General features: G+C 61.9%; 12 protein-coding genes and 1 pseudogene. 3 read left to right on the forward strand and 10 right to left on the reverse strand.

The window, feature by feature from the left end; all coding sequences use genetic code 11:
• Positions 1–15: 15 nt before the first annotated feature.
• Genes NWV16_RS17030 through NWV16_RS17050 form a run of 5 tightly spaced genes read right to left on the reverse strand, consistent with a single transcriptional unit; the run spans position 16 to position 7,481 of the window.
• Entirely contained in the window at positions 16–822 is an 807-nt protein-coding gene (locus tag NWV16_RS17030) for an SDR family oxidoreductase (protein ID WP_260520002.1), read from the reverse strand.
• The gene (locus tag NWV16_RS17035; protein ID WP_260520003.1) at positions 822–1,595 is read right to left on the reverse strand and encodes an SDR family NAD(P)-dependent oxidoreductase; all 774 of its coding nucleotides are present in this window, start codon (positions 1,593–1,595) and stop codon (positions 822–824) included. Before NWV16_RS17035 ends, NWV16_RS17030 begins: the two co-directional genes overlap by 1 nt.
• Entirely contained in the window at positions 1,592–2,767 is a 1,176-nt protein-coding gene (locus NWV16_RS17040) for an NADH:flavin oxidoreductase (protein ID WP_260520004.1), read from the reverse strand. The genes NWV16_RS17035 and NWV16_RS17040 overlap by 4 nt, the downstream gene beginning before the upstream one ends.
• On the reverse strand, positions 2,764–3,843 hold the full coding sequence (locus NWV16_RS17045; RefSeq protein WP_260520005.1) for an AfsA-related hotdog domain-containing protein: 1,080 nt from the start codon (positions 3,841–3,843) through the stop codon (positions 2,764–2,766). Before NWV16_RS17045 ends, NWV16_RS17040 begins: the two co-directional genes overlap by 4 nt.
• Before the next feature lie 53 nt (positions 3,844–3,896).
• Positions 3,897–7,481: an indolepyruvate ferredoxin oxidoreductase family protein gene (locus tag NWV16_RS17050; protein ID WP_260520006.1), complete on the reverse strand. Its 3,585-nt coding sequence runs from the start codon at positions 7,479–7,481 to the stop codon at positions 3,897–3,899.
• 1,416 nt (positions 7,482–8,897) lie between these two features.
• On the opposite strand from NWV16_RS17050, the gene NWV16_RS17055 reads away from it, so the two are divergent.
• Positions 8,898–10,706 carry a monovalent cation:proton antiporter-2 (CPA2) family protein gene (locus NWV16_RS17055; RefSeq protein ID WP_260520007.1) on the forward strand — a complete coding sequence of 603 codons (1,809 nt, stop codon included), beginning with the start codon at positions 8,898–8,900 and terminating at the stop codon, positions 10,704–10,706.
• Between the two features lie 45 nt (positions 10,707–10,751).
• On the opposite strand, the gene hcnC is transcribed toward NWV16_RS17055, so the two are convergent.
• The 4 genes from hcnC to NWV16_RS17075 all read right to left on the reverse strand — a co-directional run bounded on the left by hcnC (position 10,752) and on the right by NWV16_RS17075 (position 15,069).
• A complete protein-coding gene (gene hcnC, locus NWV16_RS17060; RefSeq protein WP_260520008.1) occupies positions 10,752–12,011 on the reverse strand; it encodes a cyanide-forming glycine dehydrogenase subunit HcnC in 1,260 nt (419 codons plus the stop codon).
• Positions 12,004–13,413, reverse strand: a complete 1,410-nt coding sequence (gene hcnB, locus NWV16_RS17065; protein WP_260520009.1) for a cyanide-forming glycine dehydrogenase subunit HcnB — start codon at positions 13,411–13,413, stop codon at positions 12,004–12,006. The genes hcnC and hcnB overlap by 8 nt, the downstream gene beginning before the upstream one ends.
• Complete coding sequence (locus NWV16_RS17070) at positions 13,410–13,724, reverse strand: (2Fe-2S)-binding protein (protein ID WP_065258439.1); 315 nt, start codon at positions 13,722–13,724, stop codon at positions 13,410–13,412. The genes hcnB and NWV16_RS17070 overlap by 4 nt, the downstream gene beginning before the upstream one ends.
• A gap of 406 nt (positions 13,725–14,130) precedes the next feature.
• On the reverse strand, positions 14,131–15,069 hold the full coding sequence (locus NWV16_RS17075) for a hypothetical protein (protein ID WP_065258408.1): 939 nt from the start codon (positions 15,067–15,069) through the stop codon (positions 14,131–14,133).
• Between the two features lie 298 nt (positions 15,070–15,367).
• On the opposite strand from NWV16_RS17075, the gene NWV16_RS17080 reads away from it, so the two are divergent.
• Complete coding sequence (locus tag NWV16_RS17080; RefSeq protein ID WP_065258407.1) at positions 15,368–16,051, forward strand: response regulator transcription factor; 684 nt, start codon at positions 15,368–15,370, stop codon at positions 16,049–16,051.
• Positions 16,029–17,423, forward strand: a complete 1,395-nt coding sequence (locus tag NWV16_RS17085) for a HAMP domain-containing sensor histidine kinase (RefSeq protein ID WP_260520010.1) — start codon at positions 16,029–16,031, stop codon at positions 17,421–17,423. Before NWV16_RS17080 ends, NWV16_RS17085 begins: the two co-directional genes overlap by 23 nt.
• Before the next feature lie 137 nt (positions 17,424–17,560).
• Here the strand turns inward: NWV16_RS17085 and NWV16_RS17090 are convergent.
• Positions 17,561–17,650, reverse strand: a pseudogene (locus NWV16_RS17090) (SRPBCC family protein); the annotation flags it as partial.
• Positions 17,651–17,677: the final 27 nt, after the last annotated feature.

The raw sequence follows: 17,677 nt of genomic DNA on the forward strand, positions 1-17,677 counted from the left end.
GCGTCCAGGGTTTCGTCAGGTTTGCGGCAGCGCTTCGCTCGCTTTCGCCTGACGGGTCAGCACGGTTCTCATGTCCACGAACACGCCGCTTTTCACGCCGTAGTCGGCGGGTGAGCCGATCACCTCGCGGATGTCTTCGGCACGCTGGGCGGCGGAGATCATGTAACCGGGGGCCAGGGCTCGCTGTTGCAGGGCCTGCAGATCCGGAAAGTCGGCGGTCCTCTGGCTGAAGCTCACCTGCCGCGACAGCCCGGTGTCGACATTGCACAGACCCAGCACGGCAAAGAAGATGTCCGGGTTCTCTTCGGCGTAAACACCGCCCAGTGCCGCCAGCGCCGCCTTCGACAGGCTGTAGGTCAGCGTGCCTGCCCGAAACCGCACGCCGGCCATCGACGCCGACAGCACACAGGTGGCCGGACGATGGGGCGAGGTCAGGATCAGATCCAGAATGGCCTTGTTCGCCAGCACGTTGACGTTGAGCACATGCTGCACCTCCGCCAGCGAGAACTCCTCGCCCCGGGCCGGCACGTTGCCGCTGACCCCGGCATTGAGAAACAGCACATCGACGCCCCGGCCAGGAATCTCGGCGAACGGTCCCTTGAACAGCTCACCGATGTCCGCCGTTTTCGACAGATCCAATGGCCGGAACCGGAAGTTCGGGTGCGTCATGAAGCGGTAAGGTTCCCGTCTGGACGTGCCGAACACGGTGTAGCCATGCCGTAGATGCAGTTCGGCCAGCGCTTCGCCGATGCCGCTGCTCACACCGGTGATGAATACCCGTTTGCCCGACGCAGGAGGCAGGTTACGTTCTGTGCTGCCCATCAGAATTTCCCGGCCGAGAAGCCACCGTCCACCGGCATCACGGTGCCGGTGACGAACGACGAGGCGTCGCTGAGCAGCCACAGGATCGCCGCCGAAATTTCACTCGGGTCGGCGAACCGTTTCATCACCGTGACCGACAGCTTGTGCCTGGTGGACTCCGGATTGGCGTCCAGACGCTCTTGCGAGTTCATGCCGCCCATGGTCGGGCCCGGGCACACCGCGTTGACGCGAATCGGATGACGCTCCGGCAAAGCCGACTCTGCGCATTCGATGGCGCATACCTGGGTCAGCATGTTCAGCGCTGCCTTGCTGGTGGAATAGGCGCTCTGGCGGGCAACGCCCAGCAGGCCGGCACAGGAGGACACGTTGACGATCGAGCCGCCCGGGTGTTTCGAGATCAGGTTCGTCTGGTGCTTGAGCAACAGCAGCGGCCCCAGCAGGTTGATCTCCAGTACGCGTTTCCAGTCGGCGAAATCCATGTCACGGATCGGTGCGTGTTTCGAAGTGACGCCGGCATTGTTCACCGCCAGGTCGAGTCGCCCGTGACGTGCTTCGATGGTCCTGAACAGCTCGGCCACCGACGCTTCGTCCGTGACGTCGCTCTTGATGAACGTGCAGCGATCGCCAAGTCGGCTTTGCGCGGTCAGACCGTCGTCCTCGTTACGACCGGTGATGTAGCAGATGCAGCCGGCTTCGATCAGCTTCTGGCTGACGTTGAAACCGATGCCGCGCGTGCCCCCGACGACCAGGGCGATTTTTCCGGTGAAGTTCATTTCAGGCTTTCCTCATAGTGCTGTTGCAGTTTGTCCGGCCGGCGGTAGTCAGGGTTGACGCAGCAGTACACCCGCTCGGCCATGGGATCCTTCTTGTCACGGAAACAGAACGCATCGCCCCGGCAACGGTTGACCCGCTCGGCCCGGCCCGCGAGTTCCTTGGCGATGAAATGGTTGTCGGCCAGCATCGCCCGGCCGAAACCGACGAAATCGGCATCGCCGCAACCGATGATTTCATTGGCTTGCGCCACATCGCTCACCGAGCCGGTGAAGCCCACCGGGATCCGTACGAAACCCTTGAGGTAGCGGCAGCCGGCACGGGACAGGGCCAGCGCCTGTTCCTTGTTCCTGAAAAAGAACGGGAAGGTTTCGCTGACGCCCGTGGAACAGGTGATGGCCGCGACCCCGGCGGCCTCCAGCGCGACCATGACTTCACCCAGCAGACTTGCACGCTGCCCCGCCTCGCCCAGCCCGTCGTCGATGCCCAGGCGCACCGTGACCGGCACCCGGTCGCCGGTGGCCTGGCGGATACCTTCGATGATGGACAGCAGCAATCGCGCCCGTTCGAGCGGACTGCCACCCCATTCATCCTCGCGGTGGTTGGTGCGCGGCGACAGGAAGCTGCTGACCAGATAGCCGTTCGATGCCTGGATCTGGATCAGCGCAGCTCCGGCCTCTTCCGCGAGCCGGGCGGCGCTGGAGAATTGATCGACGCAGCGCAGGATCTGCGCGTGCGACATCGCCACCGCCCGCGCCTGAGGATAGGCCTTGAGAACCGAGGCGGACGCGATGCCGCTCGGGGTGAGGATGACGCCCTGCTCCGACGGCATCGACTGCGGGCCGTAGTGCTGCAGTTGCACGCCCAGCGGAAAGTCTCGCTGCCGGGCGGCCTCGAACAGCGGACGCAGCGCCTCGGCGTGAGCCGGCGACGTCAGTTTCAGGCCGCGACTGTTGTAGCGTGCGTCGGCGTCCACACTGGCATTGCCCAGAAAACCGAAACCGGCGCCGCCCTCCATCAACGAGCGGTAGACCGCAAAGAACGCCGGACGAGGGAAGCCCTGTTCGTCACACAAGTCCATGCCCAGCGACGAAAAGTACATCCGGTTTTTCGCCACGGCCTGCGGGCCCAGATGCAGCTTGCCGGTGGCCGGCATCGGCTTGTCGCCGTTCATGCCCGCAGCGCTGCCAGGGCCGATTCATCCAGGCAGACGAAGCCACGCTTGATCATGTCGCTCAAGGTCTGCAGGTCGTCGAACCCCAACGTCGGAAATTCCCACGATGCGTGCCGGCCATGCCCGCTGCGGCGGATCGCACCCGAGAATTCGAATTTGCCCTCATGGCTGAGGTGCAACGTGGCCGAGTCGACAACCTCAAGGTCGGGCAACGTCGTCACGCAACCGCTCTTGCCCAGGCCCAACAGTTCCACCTCGGCCTTGCGACCCTGGCCATCACTGATGCTGCACGCCAGCTTCGATGCGTGGATCGGCGCGAACCAGTCGCTGGCCTGAATGAAGATGTTCCGGGTTTTCTCGAACAGTCGGATGTCGATGATCGTGGCTTTGGTGTCGATGGTGGCGAACAGGGTCTGCCGTTGATAGAACGCCACCCGGAAGAAGATTTTCCTGGGCGATGCGCTGTCGGTCGGGGTCATGTTGTCGACCACCAGTTCGATCGGATACATCAGCTCCGCATAGGCGAAGAAGCTTGCATTCAGCTCATTGACGCTGACGGTCACGTCACCCCGCGCATGGCCGGTGTGGTGATAGAGATGGTGATACACCGCCTGGCGCGCCGCTTCGATGAACATGGTGCCAGGCACATGCTCATGGGACTTGCGGTAGAAAAAGTAATTGTCGGCGTTGTTGATGAAGCGGAACGAACTGGCACGGCGGCTGGCCGGAAGCGACTCGCACGCGGCCGCCACGGTCTGCTCCGGGCTGGCCTCGGCGGCCGGGTCCTGAAGCAGAACCGGGGTGACGATCTGATAGGGCAGCGCCCTCACCCGGCCCCATTCGTCATCGGCTTCGATGCCACCGATGCGGCTCTTTTTCTGCACCTCGGGCGACAGCTCAAAGGTTCGCCGGGAGCCGCTGCCGCCGCTGTACCGGCGCGCCAGCACGTCTTGGTCGGCGGCCTGCAGAACCGCTTCGTCCATTTGCAGCGGCAGCGCGATGCGGGGGGCGCAGATCAGTACGTCGTCGGCCGAGCCTTTGTGCAAAAGATCCGGTGAAATGCTTTCGTTGGTCATGTGTCCACTCATTCTGGTCGTTGGTGTCTTGAAGGCGGATGAATTGGCGTCGGCTACGAGGCCTGCTCGACGTCATGGGCTGCGTCTTTGCGAGCCTGCGGGGCAACGTCCGAATGCGGTTGCCACGTCTCGACGACAGGCGCCGTCGACAGGCTGTGGGTGCCCGCCACGATCTGCACGATCAGGTCCTTTTCCCGCTGCCGGGCCGCGGCGATCGACCGCTCCTTGACGTGGCCATAGCCGCGAATCGAGTCCGGCAGATTTGCCCACGCCACGAACAACGGCAGGTTTTCCGCATTCAGGTTCGGCAGCAGGCGTTGCAGGGTCTGTTCGTAGTCGAGCAGCAGGCGCCGCTCCTCACGCCGTTCGGCGGACCAGCCCAGAGGGTCGAAGCGGGTGTGACGCAACACGCGCCCCTTGGCCAGCATCTTCAACACAGGCAACACCCAACCGGAGATCGCGACTTTCTTCGGCTCGCCGTTGCTGCCCTTGCGGTTGCGCATCAAGGGCAACGCAAAGTGGAACTTGAGCCGAACGCCACTTTCGAAGCGGGCCTTGAGCGATGCCATAAAGCGACTGTCGGTGAGCAGCCGCGCAACTTCGTATTCATCCTTGTAGGCCATCAGCTTGAACAGGTTGCGCGCCACGGCCTCGGTGAGCGGACTGTGATCGCCGACCGCCGGCATCGACCGCAACTTGTCGATCACATTGCGGTAGCGGGCTGCGTAAGCCGCATTCTGATAGTGGGTCAGGAACTCACTGCGGGTTTCCACCAGCCGTTCGATGCGTTCGCGCGGGCCGCTGAAATCGATGATCGACACCGGCGACACGTCATTGCTGGCCGGGTCGAGATACGGCATGACGAAGGCCGGCTCCTGCGCCCACAGCCGACCCCAGGCGAATGCCAGGTGGTTGGCCGCGGCGCTGCCGGCCTGATCGATGGCCTCTTTCAGCGCCTCAAGCGATACCGGCACAGTCCCGCGCTGCCAGGCGTAACCCAGCAACAGCATGTTGGCCTGCATCGGATCGACAAGGGTGTTCGCCAGTTGTGCCGCATCCAGCGCGTGGTAGTGCTCGGCGCCGACCCGTTGCTTGAGGAACCCTTGAATCGCTGCGGTTTCGATGCGCAATTCAGGGTTGCGCAGCATGGCCCCGGTCTGGGTCTGGGCGGTGTTGGCAATGACCACCGTTTTGTCCGCGCGCAGCGTCGACAGTGCATCGTCTTCGCTGGCAACCACCAGATCGGCCGCCAGCAACAAGTCGGCACCGCCCAGATCGATGCGGTGCTGATGCAGCACGTCAGCTGAATTGGCCAGCCGCACATGGCTGAGCACCGATCCGCCCTTCTGGGCAAACCCGGTGAAATCGAGCACGCTGACCGCCCGGCCGTCCAGATGGGCAGCCAAAGCGACCGTGCGTGCCACCGTCACGATACCGGTGCCGCCGATACCCGCCAGCAGCATTTCATACGGGTTGTCGAGCGAACGCGAAGACGGCAATGCGAGCGCCTCGGCACGCGCCAGCACCTGGCGGCTGTCGGCCTGCCGACGGCGTTGTGTGCGCGGCTTTCCGGTCACTGTGACGAAGCTCGGGCAGAAGCCCTTGATGCAGGACAGATCGGTGTTGCAGCCGTGGGGGTCGATCCGGCGCTTGGTGCCGAACGGCGTCGCCACCGGCGTCACGGACAGACAATTGGACTTGACCTGGCAGTCCCCGCAGCCTTCACACACCGCTTCGTTGATCACCACTTCGGTTTTCACGGCAGGCACCGGCAACTGCTTCTTGCGCCGACGTCCCTCGATGGCGCAGACCTGATCGAACACCAGCACGCTGACACCACGGGTCTCGCGCAACTGTCGCTGAACCTCTTCCAGGCGCTCACGGTGGAACAGCTCGACGCCCTGCGGCAGGCTACCGGGGGCTTCGAATCGTTGCGGATCATCCGCCACCACCACGACCCGATGGGCACCTTCGGCTTTCATCAGTTCAACGGCTTTCTTCACCGTCAGCTTGCCGTCGATGGGCTGTCCGCCGGTCATGGCCACCGCATCGTTGTGCAGCAACTTGTAGGTGATGGTCGCGCCGGCCGCAATGGCCTGACGGATGGCCAGATAACCGGAATGGAAAAACGTCCCGTCGCCGATGTTCTGGAAAATGTGCGGCGTTTCGACAAAAGGTGCCTGACCCAGCCAGTCGACCCCTTCTCCGCCCATCTGCACGCTGCCGCTGGTGGAGCGTTCAGGCATGCGCGCAGCCATCGCGTGGCAACCGATACCCAGCCGCGCCTCGCTGCCTTCCGGCACACGGGTGGAGGTGTTGTGCGGGCACCCCGAACACAGGTAAGGCGTACGGCGGACCCAGTCGTGAGCCCGAGCGACAGCGGGCAGATACCAGTACTCGGGCACGCTCAAGGTAATGCCCAGGCCTTGCAGTCGTGCCTGAAGCAATGGCGCCAGGCGCGATGGCCGCAGTTCTTCGTGATCCGAAATCAACGGCGCACCACGCTCGTCACGCTTGCCGAGGATGACCGCACGCTGCCCGGTTTCGGCGTTATAAAGCGCTTGCTTGAGCTGCTCTTCGACGATGGCCTGTTTCTCTTCGACGATCAGTACCTGATCGGTCCGTTTCGCCCAGGCTTCCAGTACCGGTGACAGCGGGTAAACCAGATTGATCTTCAGCAACGCCACACCGGCGCTTTCCAGTTGTTCGAGCGAAACCCCGCCCTGCTGCAAGGCCTGGCGCACATCGCCATAAGCCTTGCCGACTGCACCGATCACCAGCCTCGGTTGCGTCGGTGCCGTCACGGCCACGTCGATCGGATTGGCCACCGCGAAGGCACGGGCAGCGCCGAACTTGTAGGGCACCCGCCGCTCGATCTGCATGCCCGGCAGGTCGGGCCAGCGCCAGTGCAGGCCGTCCGGCCCCGGATCGATCTCGGGGGTGACGAACCGGGGCAACGCAATCGACTCGACGGAAGTGGTGGCCTCGACCGTCTCGGTGATGGCCTTGAAACCGACCCACAGCCCGGACACCCGTGACAGCGCCCAGCCCCACAGGCCACAGCGCTCGTAGTCGGCGAGGCCGGCGGGGTGAATCACCGGCAATCCCCAGGCCATCAGGGTGCGGTCGGACTGATGGGACATCGACGACGATACGCAACCATGGTCGTCGCCGGTGACCACCAGAACACCCCCTGTGGGCGACGATCCGTAGAAGTTGCCGTGCTTGATCGCGTCCCCCGAACGGTCGACGCCCGGACCTTTGCCGTACCACAGGCCGAAGACACCGTCGTAGCGTTTATTCGGATCGGTCTCGACGCGCTGGGTCCCGATCAGTGCCGTGGCTGCGAGGTCTTCGTTGATGGCGGGCAGGAAGCGGATATCCGCGTTTTCCAGGACGTCCCTGGCTTTCATCAACTCCCGGTCCACGCCCCCCAGCGGCGAACCGCGGTAGCCGCTGACGAATCCGGCGGTATGCAGGCCGTTGGCGCGATCCAGCGTGGACTGGGACAGGAGCAACTTCACGAGCGCCTGCTGTCCGCTCAGGAAAACCCGACCGTTCGATGTCGTGGACGTGTCCTGTGCGTGTTTTTCGGTCTGAAGCCGCAGGCGTTCCGGATCAATGGCATTTGAGTACACAGTTTCAAATCCTTATGAAAACTTCACGTTAAATGTGCTTGCTTATCCACTACAGCGAATGCGAATTCAGAACTTCCAACGATCTTTCATCGGAATCCGAGAATTACACCTTCACCACCAGGCCCCTCTTGCCAGGCCTGAAATGAGCGATTCCGAACGCTCAAATACTTATCCGTCGACTTCACAAACTTGTCGAAGATCCTTGACGTCATTATTCCGCCGCACCAAAAACCACAGGCCCGATCTGTATCTGGCTCATGGGTAAAAACCTTTTGGCCCGATATGAAAATCAATAATTCCCGACTAATGCCGTAGGCTTAAGGAGGTCAAAAAACCTCAACGCAAAGTCTGAAATGGCTGCGTACGTTTCAAATCAAATGCAGTACCGGTCCGCCACGAAGTGCGTGGTTTTAAAGAAGCAGGACCGAACCTTGAATAGCGAAAGTGCCTGTCACCCCGGCCGTACAGGCGAGCCGAAAGTGAACGAGCCCCCGGCCATCTGCCGGAAAACGGGCAAGGTGCGCACGACCGGCACCGGGAAATCCCGGATGGACATCGCGCTGTTGGAATGTTTGAAGACGGGCGACGGAAATGTTGCCGATTGCCGGCGCAAGTGCTCGCCAGCCGCGCTGGGGGGCTTGCTGCAAGCGGACTGTATGGATATTGGGTGCAGGAAGACCTGCCCCTCGAGATACAAGTACAAGGTTTCAAATCCCTATGAAAACTTAACTTCAAGCGGGCTTTCCTGCCCACCCTGTCTTATGAGACCCGACATTTGCAGCGGCACCTTGACAGGCTTTCAGCGCAATCGGGGTACGTGGTCGCAACCACCTCGACGCAGACTTCTTGTTTGCGATCAAGGGGATTCAATAATCGTTATTTGCAACTTCCCTGCAACGTTCATTAACGACCTGCTTTGGCGGGAAAAATAGTAATTTCGGAAGAATTGCGTTGTCAATCATTGTTAAGAAAGTTTCATAAATAAAATTTCCCGTATGAACTACCTAGTCCACGCACTCACCTCGAACGGCTTTACGAACCGTGAAAAAGTTCACACTTTATCGAGTCAGTCCGCGAGTTTATTGAGCGATAACCGTGACTTGAGTCAACTTCCTCACAACATGGCACCCGTCATACAAGTTAAATATTCAGGTGAAGCGCTCTCGCAACTCTCTGAATTCGAGCAGTCACTCTATAAAAAATCTCGCAATCGTCTAAGACCAAAGTAGAACTTTACTTGACCGGATCATATCCGAGCGGTTCGAAGTGGAACGCAAGCGTGAACAACATCGCCAGAATGTCTGGAGACAACAGCAGGCATCCCCCGAAACGGATCGCCCGGCACCGGCAGGTGGTGTGCCATGGAACGAGCCTTTATCCTTGCCCTCCCGCCGTACCGTGTTCTGGAGTTGTGTCATGCCCCATGAAGGCAATCTGTTACAAGCCGCTGTCGTCTTTCTGTTCGCCGCCGTACTCACCGTGCCGTTGGCCAAACGCCTGCAATTGGGCGCGGTGCTCGGCTATCTGTTTGCCGGCGTGATCATCGGCCCGTCGGTGCTGGGCCTGATCGGCAATCCGCAAAGCGTCAGCCACATCTCGGAGCTGGGCGTGGTGCTGTTGTTGTTCATCATCGGTCTGGAGCTGTCGCCGCGACGCTTGTGGGTGATGCGCAAATCGGTGTTCGGCGTCGGTCTGGCGCAGGTGTTGTTGACCGGATCGGTGATTGGCGTTCTGGCGCTGTCGGTGTTCGGCCAGCCGCTGAACAGCGCGATTGTGCTCGGCCTCGGCCTCGCCCTGTCGTCCACCGCGTTCGGCCTGCAGAGTCTGGCGGAACGCAAGGAGCTGACCAGCCCCCACGGGCGCCTGGCCTTCGCCATTCTGCTGTTTCAGGACATCGCCGCGATCCCGTTGATTGCTCTGGTACCGATGCTGGCGGGTGTCGAGCACCACACCAGCACGGCCGACGACGTGCGCCACAGCTTGCAAGTCCTGGGCAGCATCGCTGTGGTGGTGATCGGCGGACGTTATCTGCTGCGTCCGGTGTTTCGCATCGTCGCGAAAACCGGTCTGCCGGAAGTCTCCACCGCCACCGCATTGCTGGTGGTGATCGGCACCGCGTGGATGATGGACATGGTCGGCGTGTCGATGGCACTGGGGGCGTTTCTCGCCGGGCTGCTGCTGGCGGACTCGGAATATCGTCATGAACTGGAAGCGCAGATCGAACCGTTCAAGGGTCTGCTGCTCGGACTGTTTTTCATCAGCGTCGGCATGGGCGCCAACCTCGGCCTGCTGCTCAGCGCGCCCGTCACGGTGCTGGCGCTGACGCTGCTGCTGATTGCCTTGAAGCTGCCGTTGTTGTTTGTGGTCGGGCGTCTGGCCGGCGGGTTGAACAAGATCAGCGCGATTCGCCTCGGCATTGTGCTGGCGGCGGGCGGTGAATTTGCCTTCGTGGTATTCAAGATCGGTCGTGATCAAGGGCTTTTCGAACCACGCCTGTATGACTTGCTGGTGTTGACCATCACTCTGTCGATGGCGGTGACGCCGTTGCTGCTGTTGATCTGCGCACGACTGGTCAGCCCGAAGGTGCAGCCGGTGGAAGTGCCGGAGAAGTTCCGCCAGATCGACACCGAAACCCCACGCGTGGTGATCGCCGGCATGGGCCGGATGGGCCAGATCGTGGCGCGGATCCTGCGGGCGCAGAACATCAAGTTCGTGGCGCTGGACACCTCGGTGGAAACCATCGAACTGTCACGCAGCTTTGGCGGCGTGCCGGTGTTCTACGGCGACCCGATGCGCCCGGAAATCCTCAGCGCGGCCAAGGTCGGCGAAGCCGAATATTTCGTGATTGCCACGGACGATCCGGAGACCAACATCAAGACCGCGGAGATCGTGCGCAAGCTCTATCCGCACATGAAAATCATCGCCCGGGCGCGTAACCGGCAGCACGTTCATCGTCTGGTGGATGTCGGCGCCGATCCGATCCGGGAGACCTATTACTCCAGTCTGGAAATGAGTCGTCGCACCCTGGTGGGCCTCGGCTTGACCCAGGCCCAGGCCGATGCGCGGATCAAGCGCTTCAAGCACCACGACGAACAGGTGCTCGAAGCTCAACACGCGGTGTACGACGACGCAGCCAAAGTCCTGCAGACCGCTCAGGAAGCGCGGGCGGAACTGGCCAGATTGTTCGAGTCGGATCAACTGGAAGAACAGTCGGGCAAGTCCTGAGCCCGGCCATCAGTCCTTCCCGCACATTGCGCGGGAAGGTTCTGATCAGACCATCTCCAGCGCCCTCTCCTCCTTCGCGGGCGCCACCGCAAACCGGTCCGCCAGAAACGGCGTGATGTCCAGCGGCAGCGGTTCATCGTTGACCAGTTTGTCCAGCAACACCCCGGTGATCGCCGATGTCAGCACCCCGGTGCGAAAGTGCCCGCAGGCGTTGAGGTAACCCTCCACTCCGGCCATCGGCCCGAGAATCGGCAACTCATCCGGCGAACCCGGCCGCAGCCCGGCCCAGGTGCGCTTGAGGTTGATGTCCGCCAGCTCCGGCAGGCAACGCACCGCGCCCTGCACCAGCCCGGCGATTTCCGGCCAGGTGGTGGTGACGTCGAAACCTTTGTCCTCGGTGGTGCTGCCGATCAGGATCTCACCGTTGTCCTTTTGCGCCATGTAGCAATCGCTGGTGGTCAGGCACCCGTTGAGGATTTTCGGCAGGCGCTCGGTAAGCAGGATCTGCCCTTTCACCGGTTTCACCGGAATGCGCACGCCGGTGGCCCACTCACTCAAGTCCGCCGCCCATGCCCCGGCGGCGTTGATCAGGGTCTTGCAGTGGAACACCCCGGCCTCGGTGGTCTGCACACCGGTCACTCGCGAGCCGTGGTGCAGCACGCCGGTGATGTTGGTGTTGACGTACATGTCCACGCCATTTTGCCGGGCGCCTTCGGCGTAGGCGTCGGCGAGGCGGAACGGGCTGACCTGGTGATCGCAGAGGAACTCCAGTGCGCCGCGTGCCTCATGGCTGACGCTCGGCTCCGACTCGCGCAACGCCGCCTGATCGAGCCAGCGCACCTGATCGGCCAGGTGCGGAATGCAGCCGACGATGTGTTCGGCGTACAACCGGTCTTCGTCGTCATAAATGACGAATTTGAGCCCGGTCCTTTCGAACTTGAAGTCCATCCCGTGGTTGTCTTTCAGTTCACGGTGCAGCGCCGGGTAGAGCGCGTTGGACTGCAAGGCGAAGTCGAAGAATGACGGCGGCAGGATGTGCGGCGTGCTGGAGTCCACCGCCACCGCCGCGCCCTGGGTTTGACGCTTGCGGTTGGCCGACATCATACGGAAGAAAATCACCCCGCAGCCCAGGCCGACGGACTCGCCGATCGCCCACAGGCCACCGGCCGAGGCACGGGTGGCGTTACCCGGGCGTTTGGCGTCGATCATCGCGATCTTGAGGTGTTTGCGCTTGGACAACTGATAGGCGATGGACGCGCCGATCACACCGCCGCCGGCGATGACCACGTCATAGAACTTACTCATGGGAAACGGCCTCCGTGCCGAGGGACTGGAACGCGGAAAAGGGAATCGGATCGATCGGGAAACGCGGCCGCAACCAGCCGACATCCTTGCGCCCGGTGGCCTGACGCAAGCGGTCACTGCAATAGCCGACACACATCCGCCCCTGACAGTCGCCCATGCTCACGCGGGTACGCATTTTCAGGCTGGCGATGTCCTGCACGCCCTGCTCCAGTGCGCGATCAATGTCGGCGCGGGTCGCATGTTCGCAGCGACAGATCACCGTGTCGGCCGCCGGCAATGCAATCTGCCCCACGCCGCGTTCGGTGTAGCGATCCACCGCCGCACGGAAACGCACGATGGCCTTGAGCTTGCTCAGGTAACGGTCGCGACGCACGCGCGCCAGTTCTTCTTCAAGCACGCCGCGTTGCAGCAGGATCGAAGTGGCGGCGATCTTGCCGGCCAGCATCGCCGCTTCACCGCCGCGAATCCCGCCCATGTCGCCGGCCAGATGCACATGAGGTTCGCTGCTCTGCTGCCAGATGTTGGCGTTGGCGCGCAGATAGCCGTCGTCGCTGAAGCCGTGATCCAGGCCCATTTGCTGGCTCAACTGGGTTCGCGGAATAAAGCCGTAGCCCACCGCCAGTGTTTTCGCTTCGAAGCGTTCGACGCGGCTCATGTCCGGCTCCCATGTCGCCGAGTACGGCGCCACGCTGACGCTTTTCAGTTCGTCTTCGCCGTGTGCCTCGACCACGCCCCAGCCGTAGTGCATCGGGATGCCATGCAACTTCAGGTAAGCCAGCATGCTCAAGCCGTCGAGGAACAGTTGCGGCTTGTTCAGCAACGCGAGGCTTTCCTTGGCAATCTTGCCGAATGCGCAGGCCTCATACACACCGACCACGCTCACGCCCGATGCGTGCAGTTGGGTCGCCACCAGCGGCAGCAGCGGGCCGGTGCCGGCGATGACCACCGGCCCCTGCGGCTTGACCACCCCGCTTTTGATCTGCAATTGCAGGCCACCGAGCATGATCACGCCGGGCAACGTCCAGCCGGGAAACGGCACGCTGCGCTCGTGGCAACCGGCGGCCAGCACCAGTTGCGGATAACTGATTTCGTGCAGGCGCTCATCGCCATCGAGCACCACCAGCGAACGGGTGCCTTCAGCGCCCACCACCCGGTGATGCAGACGCACGTCAATCAGCCCCGCCTGTTCCTGAAAGTCGCCGTGCAGTTTGCTCAGCGCTTCGGAGTAACGCGGCCCCAGATAATCCAGCTGCACGCCGTCACGCAGCGGCCCGCGATAAACCACGCCGCCAAGGCGCGACGCCTCTTCAAGCAATGTGCTGCGCACACCGTGGCGCGCCAGTTCAATGGCCGCCGCCATGGCTGCCGGCCCACCGCCGACGATGACCGGATGCTGACTCATGGTGCCTCCTGCCCGTGAATGCGGTTGACCCGGGTTTCGACCTGCATGCCTTCGCGCACGACGGTCTGGCAGGCGCGACGTTTGTGCCGGCCGTTGATCTTCACCAGACAGCACTGGCACACGCCCATGCCGCAATAGGCACCGCTGACCTGGTTGTGATCGTTGCGTGCGACCTGGCGCACGCCGAGAGATTGAATGACGCTGAGCACGGTTTCGCCGATGGCGGCAGTGACCGGCTGGCCGTTGATGTGGACAGTCATATCCGCCTGCGTCAAAGGCTGGATATCGAACGTTCTTTCTGGGCAGTGCATTGCGATGATCATCCGTGAAAAGGTTCAGGTGAAGTTGAAACAGCTCCTTGCTGCACTACGACCTCACCGGCACGTGGCGATTGTCTCTCTATCGGGCCGGCGGGTGGGTTCCGCTCGCGCAGCAAAGGGCGCGCAAGCAATGTAGTCGATCCAGCGGCAAGGGCCGGGAAATTTCACGGTAGGGGATATCGCACTGAAGAATATTGATCCAGGCCATGGAAATGACTGTACGGTTCTGTGAAGGGTCGTCGACCGCAAAGCAAAAAGCCGCTTGCACCCGAAGGTGAAAGCGGCCGAGGCACCAGCCTCAGAGGGATCAGTGCACGAACAGAGCGATCAGGATGATGATCGGGATGGGTACGCCGAGGAAAAACAGCAGTAATGAGCGCATGGTGATGCTCCTTGATTAACGGACTGGAGGGACAGTGGTCGTGGTATAGGTTTCGACTTCGATGTACTCGACGGCATCCCGGCGGCGACCGCCGAAGGTGGCCGACAGGCTGGCGAAGAACGCGCCGGCCAGCAGCGCGATGAACATCCACAACGAGGTCCACGCAGCGACTTTGGCGGCGGTGTCGGCGGCTTGTTGCGCTTTCACTTTGGCGTCGGCAAGGGCCTTTTGCGTACGGGCGTAGATCTCATCGACGCGACGTTCGGCATCGGCCTGGGTCAGGTTGGTCCGTTGCGCCACCAGTTGCGCCAGGTAGCTGCGATCTTCAGGGCTGAGCTGACCGTTGGCCAGGCTCTGGGCAAAGATCCGGGTCACGGTGCCGCGAGCGGCATCATCGCTGACGGCGGCAGGCCGGTCATCACGGAACAGGCTGTCGACGAAGTAGCCGTACTGATCGCTGTCGGTATTGGCGGCAGCGGTGCCGGCGGCCTGGGTCATGGCGCCGGCGGCGCCCCCGGCGACACTCGCACCGGCCTGCACGCCACCGCTGACGAGGCTGCTGACCGAGCCGACCACCAGCGTTGCAGTCACCAGCGTGGCCACGCACCAGGCAAGGAAGCCATGGGCCGTGTCGCGGAAATACACCTCGTCACCGTGCATGTTCGCCCACTTCACCCGCAGGCGACCGGCGATGTAGCCACCGAGTCCGGAAGCGATGATCTGCGTGGCGGCCAGCCAGATGATCGTTGAAATGCCCAGGCCCTTGGCACTGACGCCCTCCCCGGCCCATGGTGAAACAGCGGAGAAACCCAGCCCGAAACCGAGCAGTACCAAAATCATCGACAGCGCCGCAGCGGCTGCGGCACCGGCGAAGATCGCGCCCCAGGACACTCCCGAGACGTTGCTCGACTCGCCTTCGAAGGCAGGATAAAACCCATCAGAGGATCTATTCATTGTTGTTCCGCTCCCGGCATGAAAAATGGTGTAACAACTCGTCACGAGACGAATTGCAGTGACCGTGCCAGTCGTCACCAACAAATAAATTCAATGATTTCAGTGAGTTAAAAAGAATGAACTTCCCCGGGCCGTGCAAATTGCAACAACAGCGCTTTTGCAACGGGTTTTATGCATTGGCACAAAAAACCGGCCCGGAGCGTTTGTATCGGCTAAAACATGAAAGTTAATTTAAAGCGTTATTGCAAAATCTTGGCAAAATGCTGCCATTCCGTTTGAACCGATCAGCAGGCCCACCATGACTCGTATCCTGACCATCGAAGACGACGCCGTGACCGCCCGGGAAATCGTCGCCGAACTGAGCAGCCACGGCCTTGAAGTGGACTGGGTCGACAATGGCCGCGAAGGCCTCGACCGCGCCGTCAGCGGCCATTACGACTTGATTACCCTTGACCGCATGCTGCCCGAACTCGATGGCCTGGCCATCGTTACTACGTTGCGCACCATGGGGGTGTCCACGCCGATCCTGATGATCAGCGCCCTGTCCGACGTCGACGAACGCGTACGCGGCCTGCGCGCAGGTGGCGACGATTACCTGACCAAACCTTTCGCCACCGACGAGATGGCTGCCCGGGTGGAAGTCTTGCTGCGTCGGCAGAACAACGGCGGTACCCAGCCCACCACGCTGCGTGTGGCGGACCTTGAACTGGACCTGATCAGCCACGAAGCCAGTCGCGCCGACCAGGTGCTGACGCTGCTGCCCACCGAGTACAAACTGCTGGAATTCCTGATGCGCAACAGCGGCCAGATCCTGTCGCGGATGATGATTTTCGAGGAAGTCTGGGGTTATCACTTCGACCCGGGCACCAACCTGATCGACGTGCACATCGGTCGTCTGCGCAAGAAGATCGACCCGCCGGGCAATGTCCCGCTGATCCGCACGGTGCGAGGCTCGGGTTATGTCATTGCCGAACCCGTCTGACGGTTGGCGTTCATCCAGCAGCCGGTTGCTGGCGCTTTACAGTTCATTGTTCGTGGCCTGGAGCGGGATCCTCATGGGGGTCATGTATTTCGAGGTCTCCGGTTACCTCGACAACCTGGCCAAGCATTCGCTGATGCAGCGTCAGCATCTTTTCTCGCATTTTCGCGGCGACCAACTGGAAGACGCGCTCGCCGCCAGCATGACCTTCGACATTCGCGGCATCGATGCCTACGGCCTGTTCGCCGCCGACCACACCTACCTTGGCGGAGCCTTGCAGCAGATGCCCGCGGGCCTGCCGCTGGACGGCAAGATCCACGAACTGCGCGACTGCTCCGAATCCGACGACCCGACCCTGCCCGCCGACAGTTGCGATGCGGTCGCCACCCCGACCCGCGACGGTCGCTGGCTGGTGCTGGTGCGCGACAACGGCTCGCTGTTCGCCGTGACCCGGATCATCCTGCGCGCACTGCTTTGGGGTGTGTCACTGACGATCGTACCGGGGGTCATCGGCTGGCATTTGTTGCGCCGGCGGCCGTTGCGGCGCATCCGCGCGATTCAGGCCAGTGCCCAGTCGATCGTCGCCGGTGACCTGACCCACCGCTTGCCGGTGTCCAATCGCCGTGACGAGCTGGACATGCTCGCCGCCATCGTCAATGCCATGCTCGATCGCATCGAGCGTCTGATGAACGAAGTCAAAGGCGTGTGCGACAACATTGCCCACGATCTGCGCACGCCGTTGACCCGTCTGCGGGCGCAGCTGTATCGCATGCAGCAGCAGGCCGGTGAAGGATCGCCTGAAGCTGCGCAGCTCGACCTGGTGCTGGCCGAAGCCGATACGCTGATGGCGCGGTTTCGGGGTTTGCTGAGGATTTCCGAACTGGAAGACCGCCAGCGGCGTTCGGGCTTCATCGAACTGGACCCGGTGCGTCTGCTGCAGGAACTGCACGAGTTCTACCTGCCACTGGCCGAGGAAGACCAACTGCGCTTCGAATTGCACATGCCGCCAACCTTGCCGATGCTCAATGGCGACCGGGCGCTGTTGTTTGAAGCCCTGGCCAACCTGCTGAGCAACTCGATCAAGTTCACCCCGCCCGGAGGCACGGTGATTTTACGGGGTGTGAATGATGCGGGGCATACGCGGATCGAAGTGCATGATTCCGGGCCGGGCATTCCCGAATCGGAACGGGAAGCGGTGTTCCAGCGTTTCTATCGCGCAGAGGGCGGACAACCGCAAAGCGGCTTCGGACTCGGGTTGTCGATTGTCGCGGCGATTGTCAGCCTGCACGGCTTCAATCTGGAAGTGGGTCGCAGCGATCTGGGCGGCGCGAAACTGGTGCTCGATTGCCGGCAGAGCCTGATTTCACAGACCTGACATGGTTATTCCAGATTGATGCGGTCCCTGTGGGAGCTGGCTTGCCAGCGATAGCAACCGGACAGACGCCATTTAAAGGTAACTGACCCACCGCCATCGCTGGCAAGCCAGTTCCCACAGGTTTTCATGTTGAATGATCAGGCGGGGTCATTGGCGCGCAGCGCCTCAAGCCCACCCTGATAGATGCCGCTGAACAGCGCCACCACTTCCTCATCGCTGACACTCACCGATGTTGTTGCCATAAATAAATGTCT

This window comes from Pseudomonas sp. BW7P1 (assembly GCF_024981055.1).
Taxonomy (GTDB): domain Bacteria; phylum Pseudomonadota; class Gammaproteobacteria; order Pseudomonadales; family Pseudomonadaceae; genus Aquipseudomonas; species Aquipseudomonas bananamidigenes.

What these genes read in the sequence shown, in the direction of transcription:
- NWV16_RS17045 (WP_260520005.1), bottom strand. Translation starts at nt 3,843, where the DNA reads ATGACCAACGAAAGCATTTCACCGGATCTTTTGCACAAAGGCTCGGCC.
- hcnC (WP_260520008.1), bottom strand. Translation starts at nt 12,011, where the DNA reads ATGAGTAAGTTCTATGACGTGGTCATCGCCGGCGGCGGTGTGATCGGC.
- NWV16_RS17075 (WP_065258408.1), bottom strand. Translation starts at nt 15,069, where the DNA reads ATGAATAGATCCTCTGATGGGTTTTATCCTGCCTTCGAAGGCGAGTCG.
- hcnB (WP_260520009.1), bottom strand. Translation starts at nt 13,413, where the DNA reads ATGAGTCAGCATCCGGTCATCGTCGGCGGTGGGCCGGCAGCCATGGCG.
- NWV16_RS17070 (WP_065258439.1), bottom strand. Translation starts at nt 13,724, where the DNA reads ATGCACTGCCCAGAAAGAACGTTCGATATCCAGCCTTTGACGCAGGCG.
- NWV16_RS17040 (WP_260520004.1), bottom strand. Translation starts at nt 2,767, where the DNA reads ATGAACGGCGACAAGCCGATGCCGGCCACCGGCAAGCTGCATCTGGGC.
- NWV16_RS17055 (WP_260520007.1), top strand. Translation starts at nt 8,898, where the DNA reads ATGCCCCATGAAGGCAATCTGTTACAAGCCGCTGTCGTCTTTCTGTTC.
- NWV16_RS17080 (WP_065258407.1), top strand. Translation starts at nt 15,368, where the DNA reads ATGACTCGTATCCTGACCATCGAAGACGACGCCGTGACCGCCCGGGAA.
- NWV16_RS17085 (WP_260520010.1), top strand. Translation starts at nt 16,029, where the DNA reads ATGTCATTGCCGAACCCGTCTGACGGTTGGCGTTCATCCAGCAGCCGG.
- NWV16_RS17030 (WP_260520002.1), bottom strand. Translation starts at nt 822, where the DNA reads ATGGGCAGCACAGAACGTAACCTGCCTCCTGCGTCGGGCAAACGGGTA.
- NWV16_RS17035 (WP_260520003.1), bottom strand. Translation starts at nt 1,595, where the DNA reads ATGAACTTCACCGGAAAAATCGCCCTGGTCGTCGGGGGCACGCGCGGC.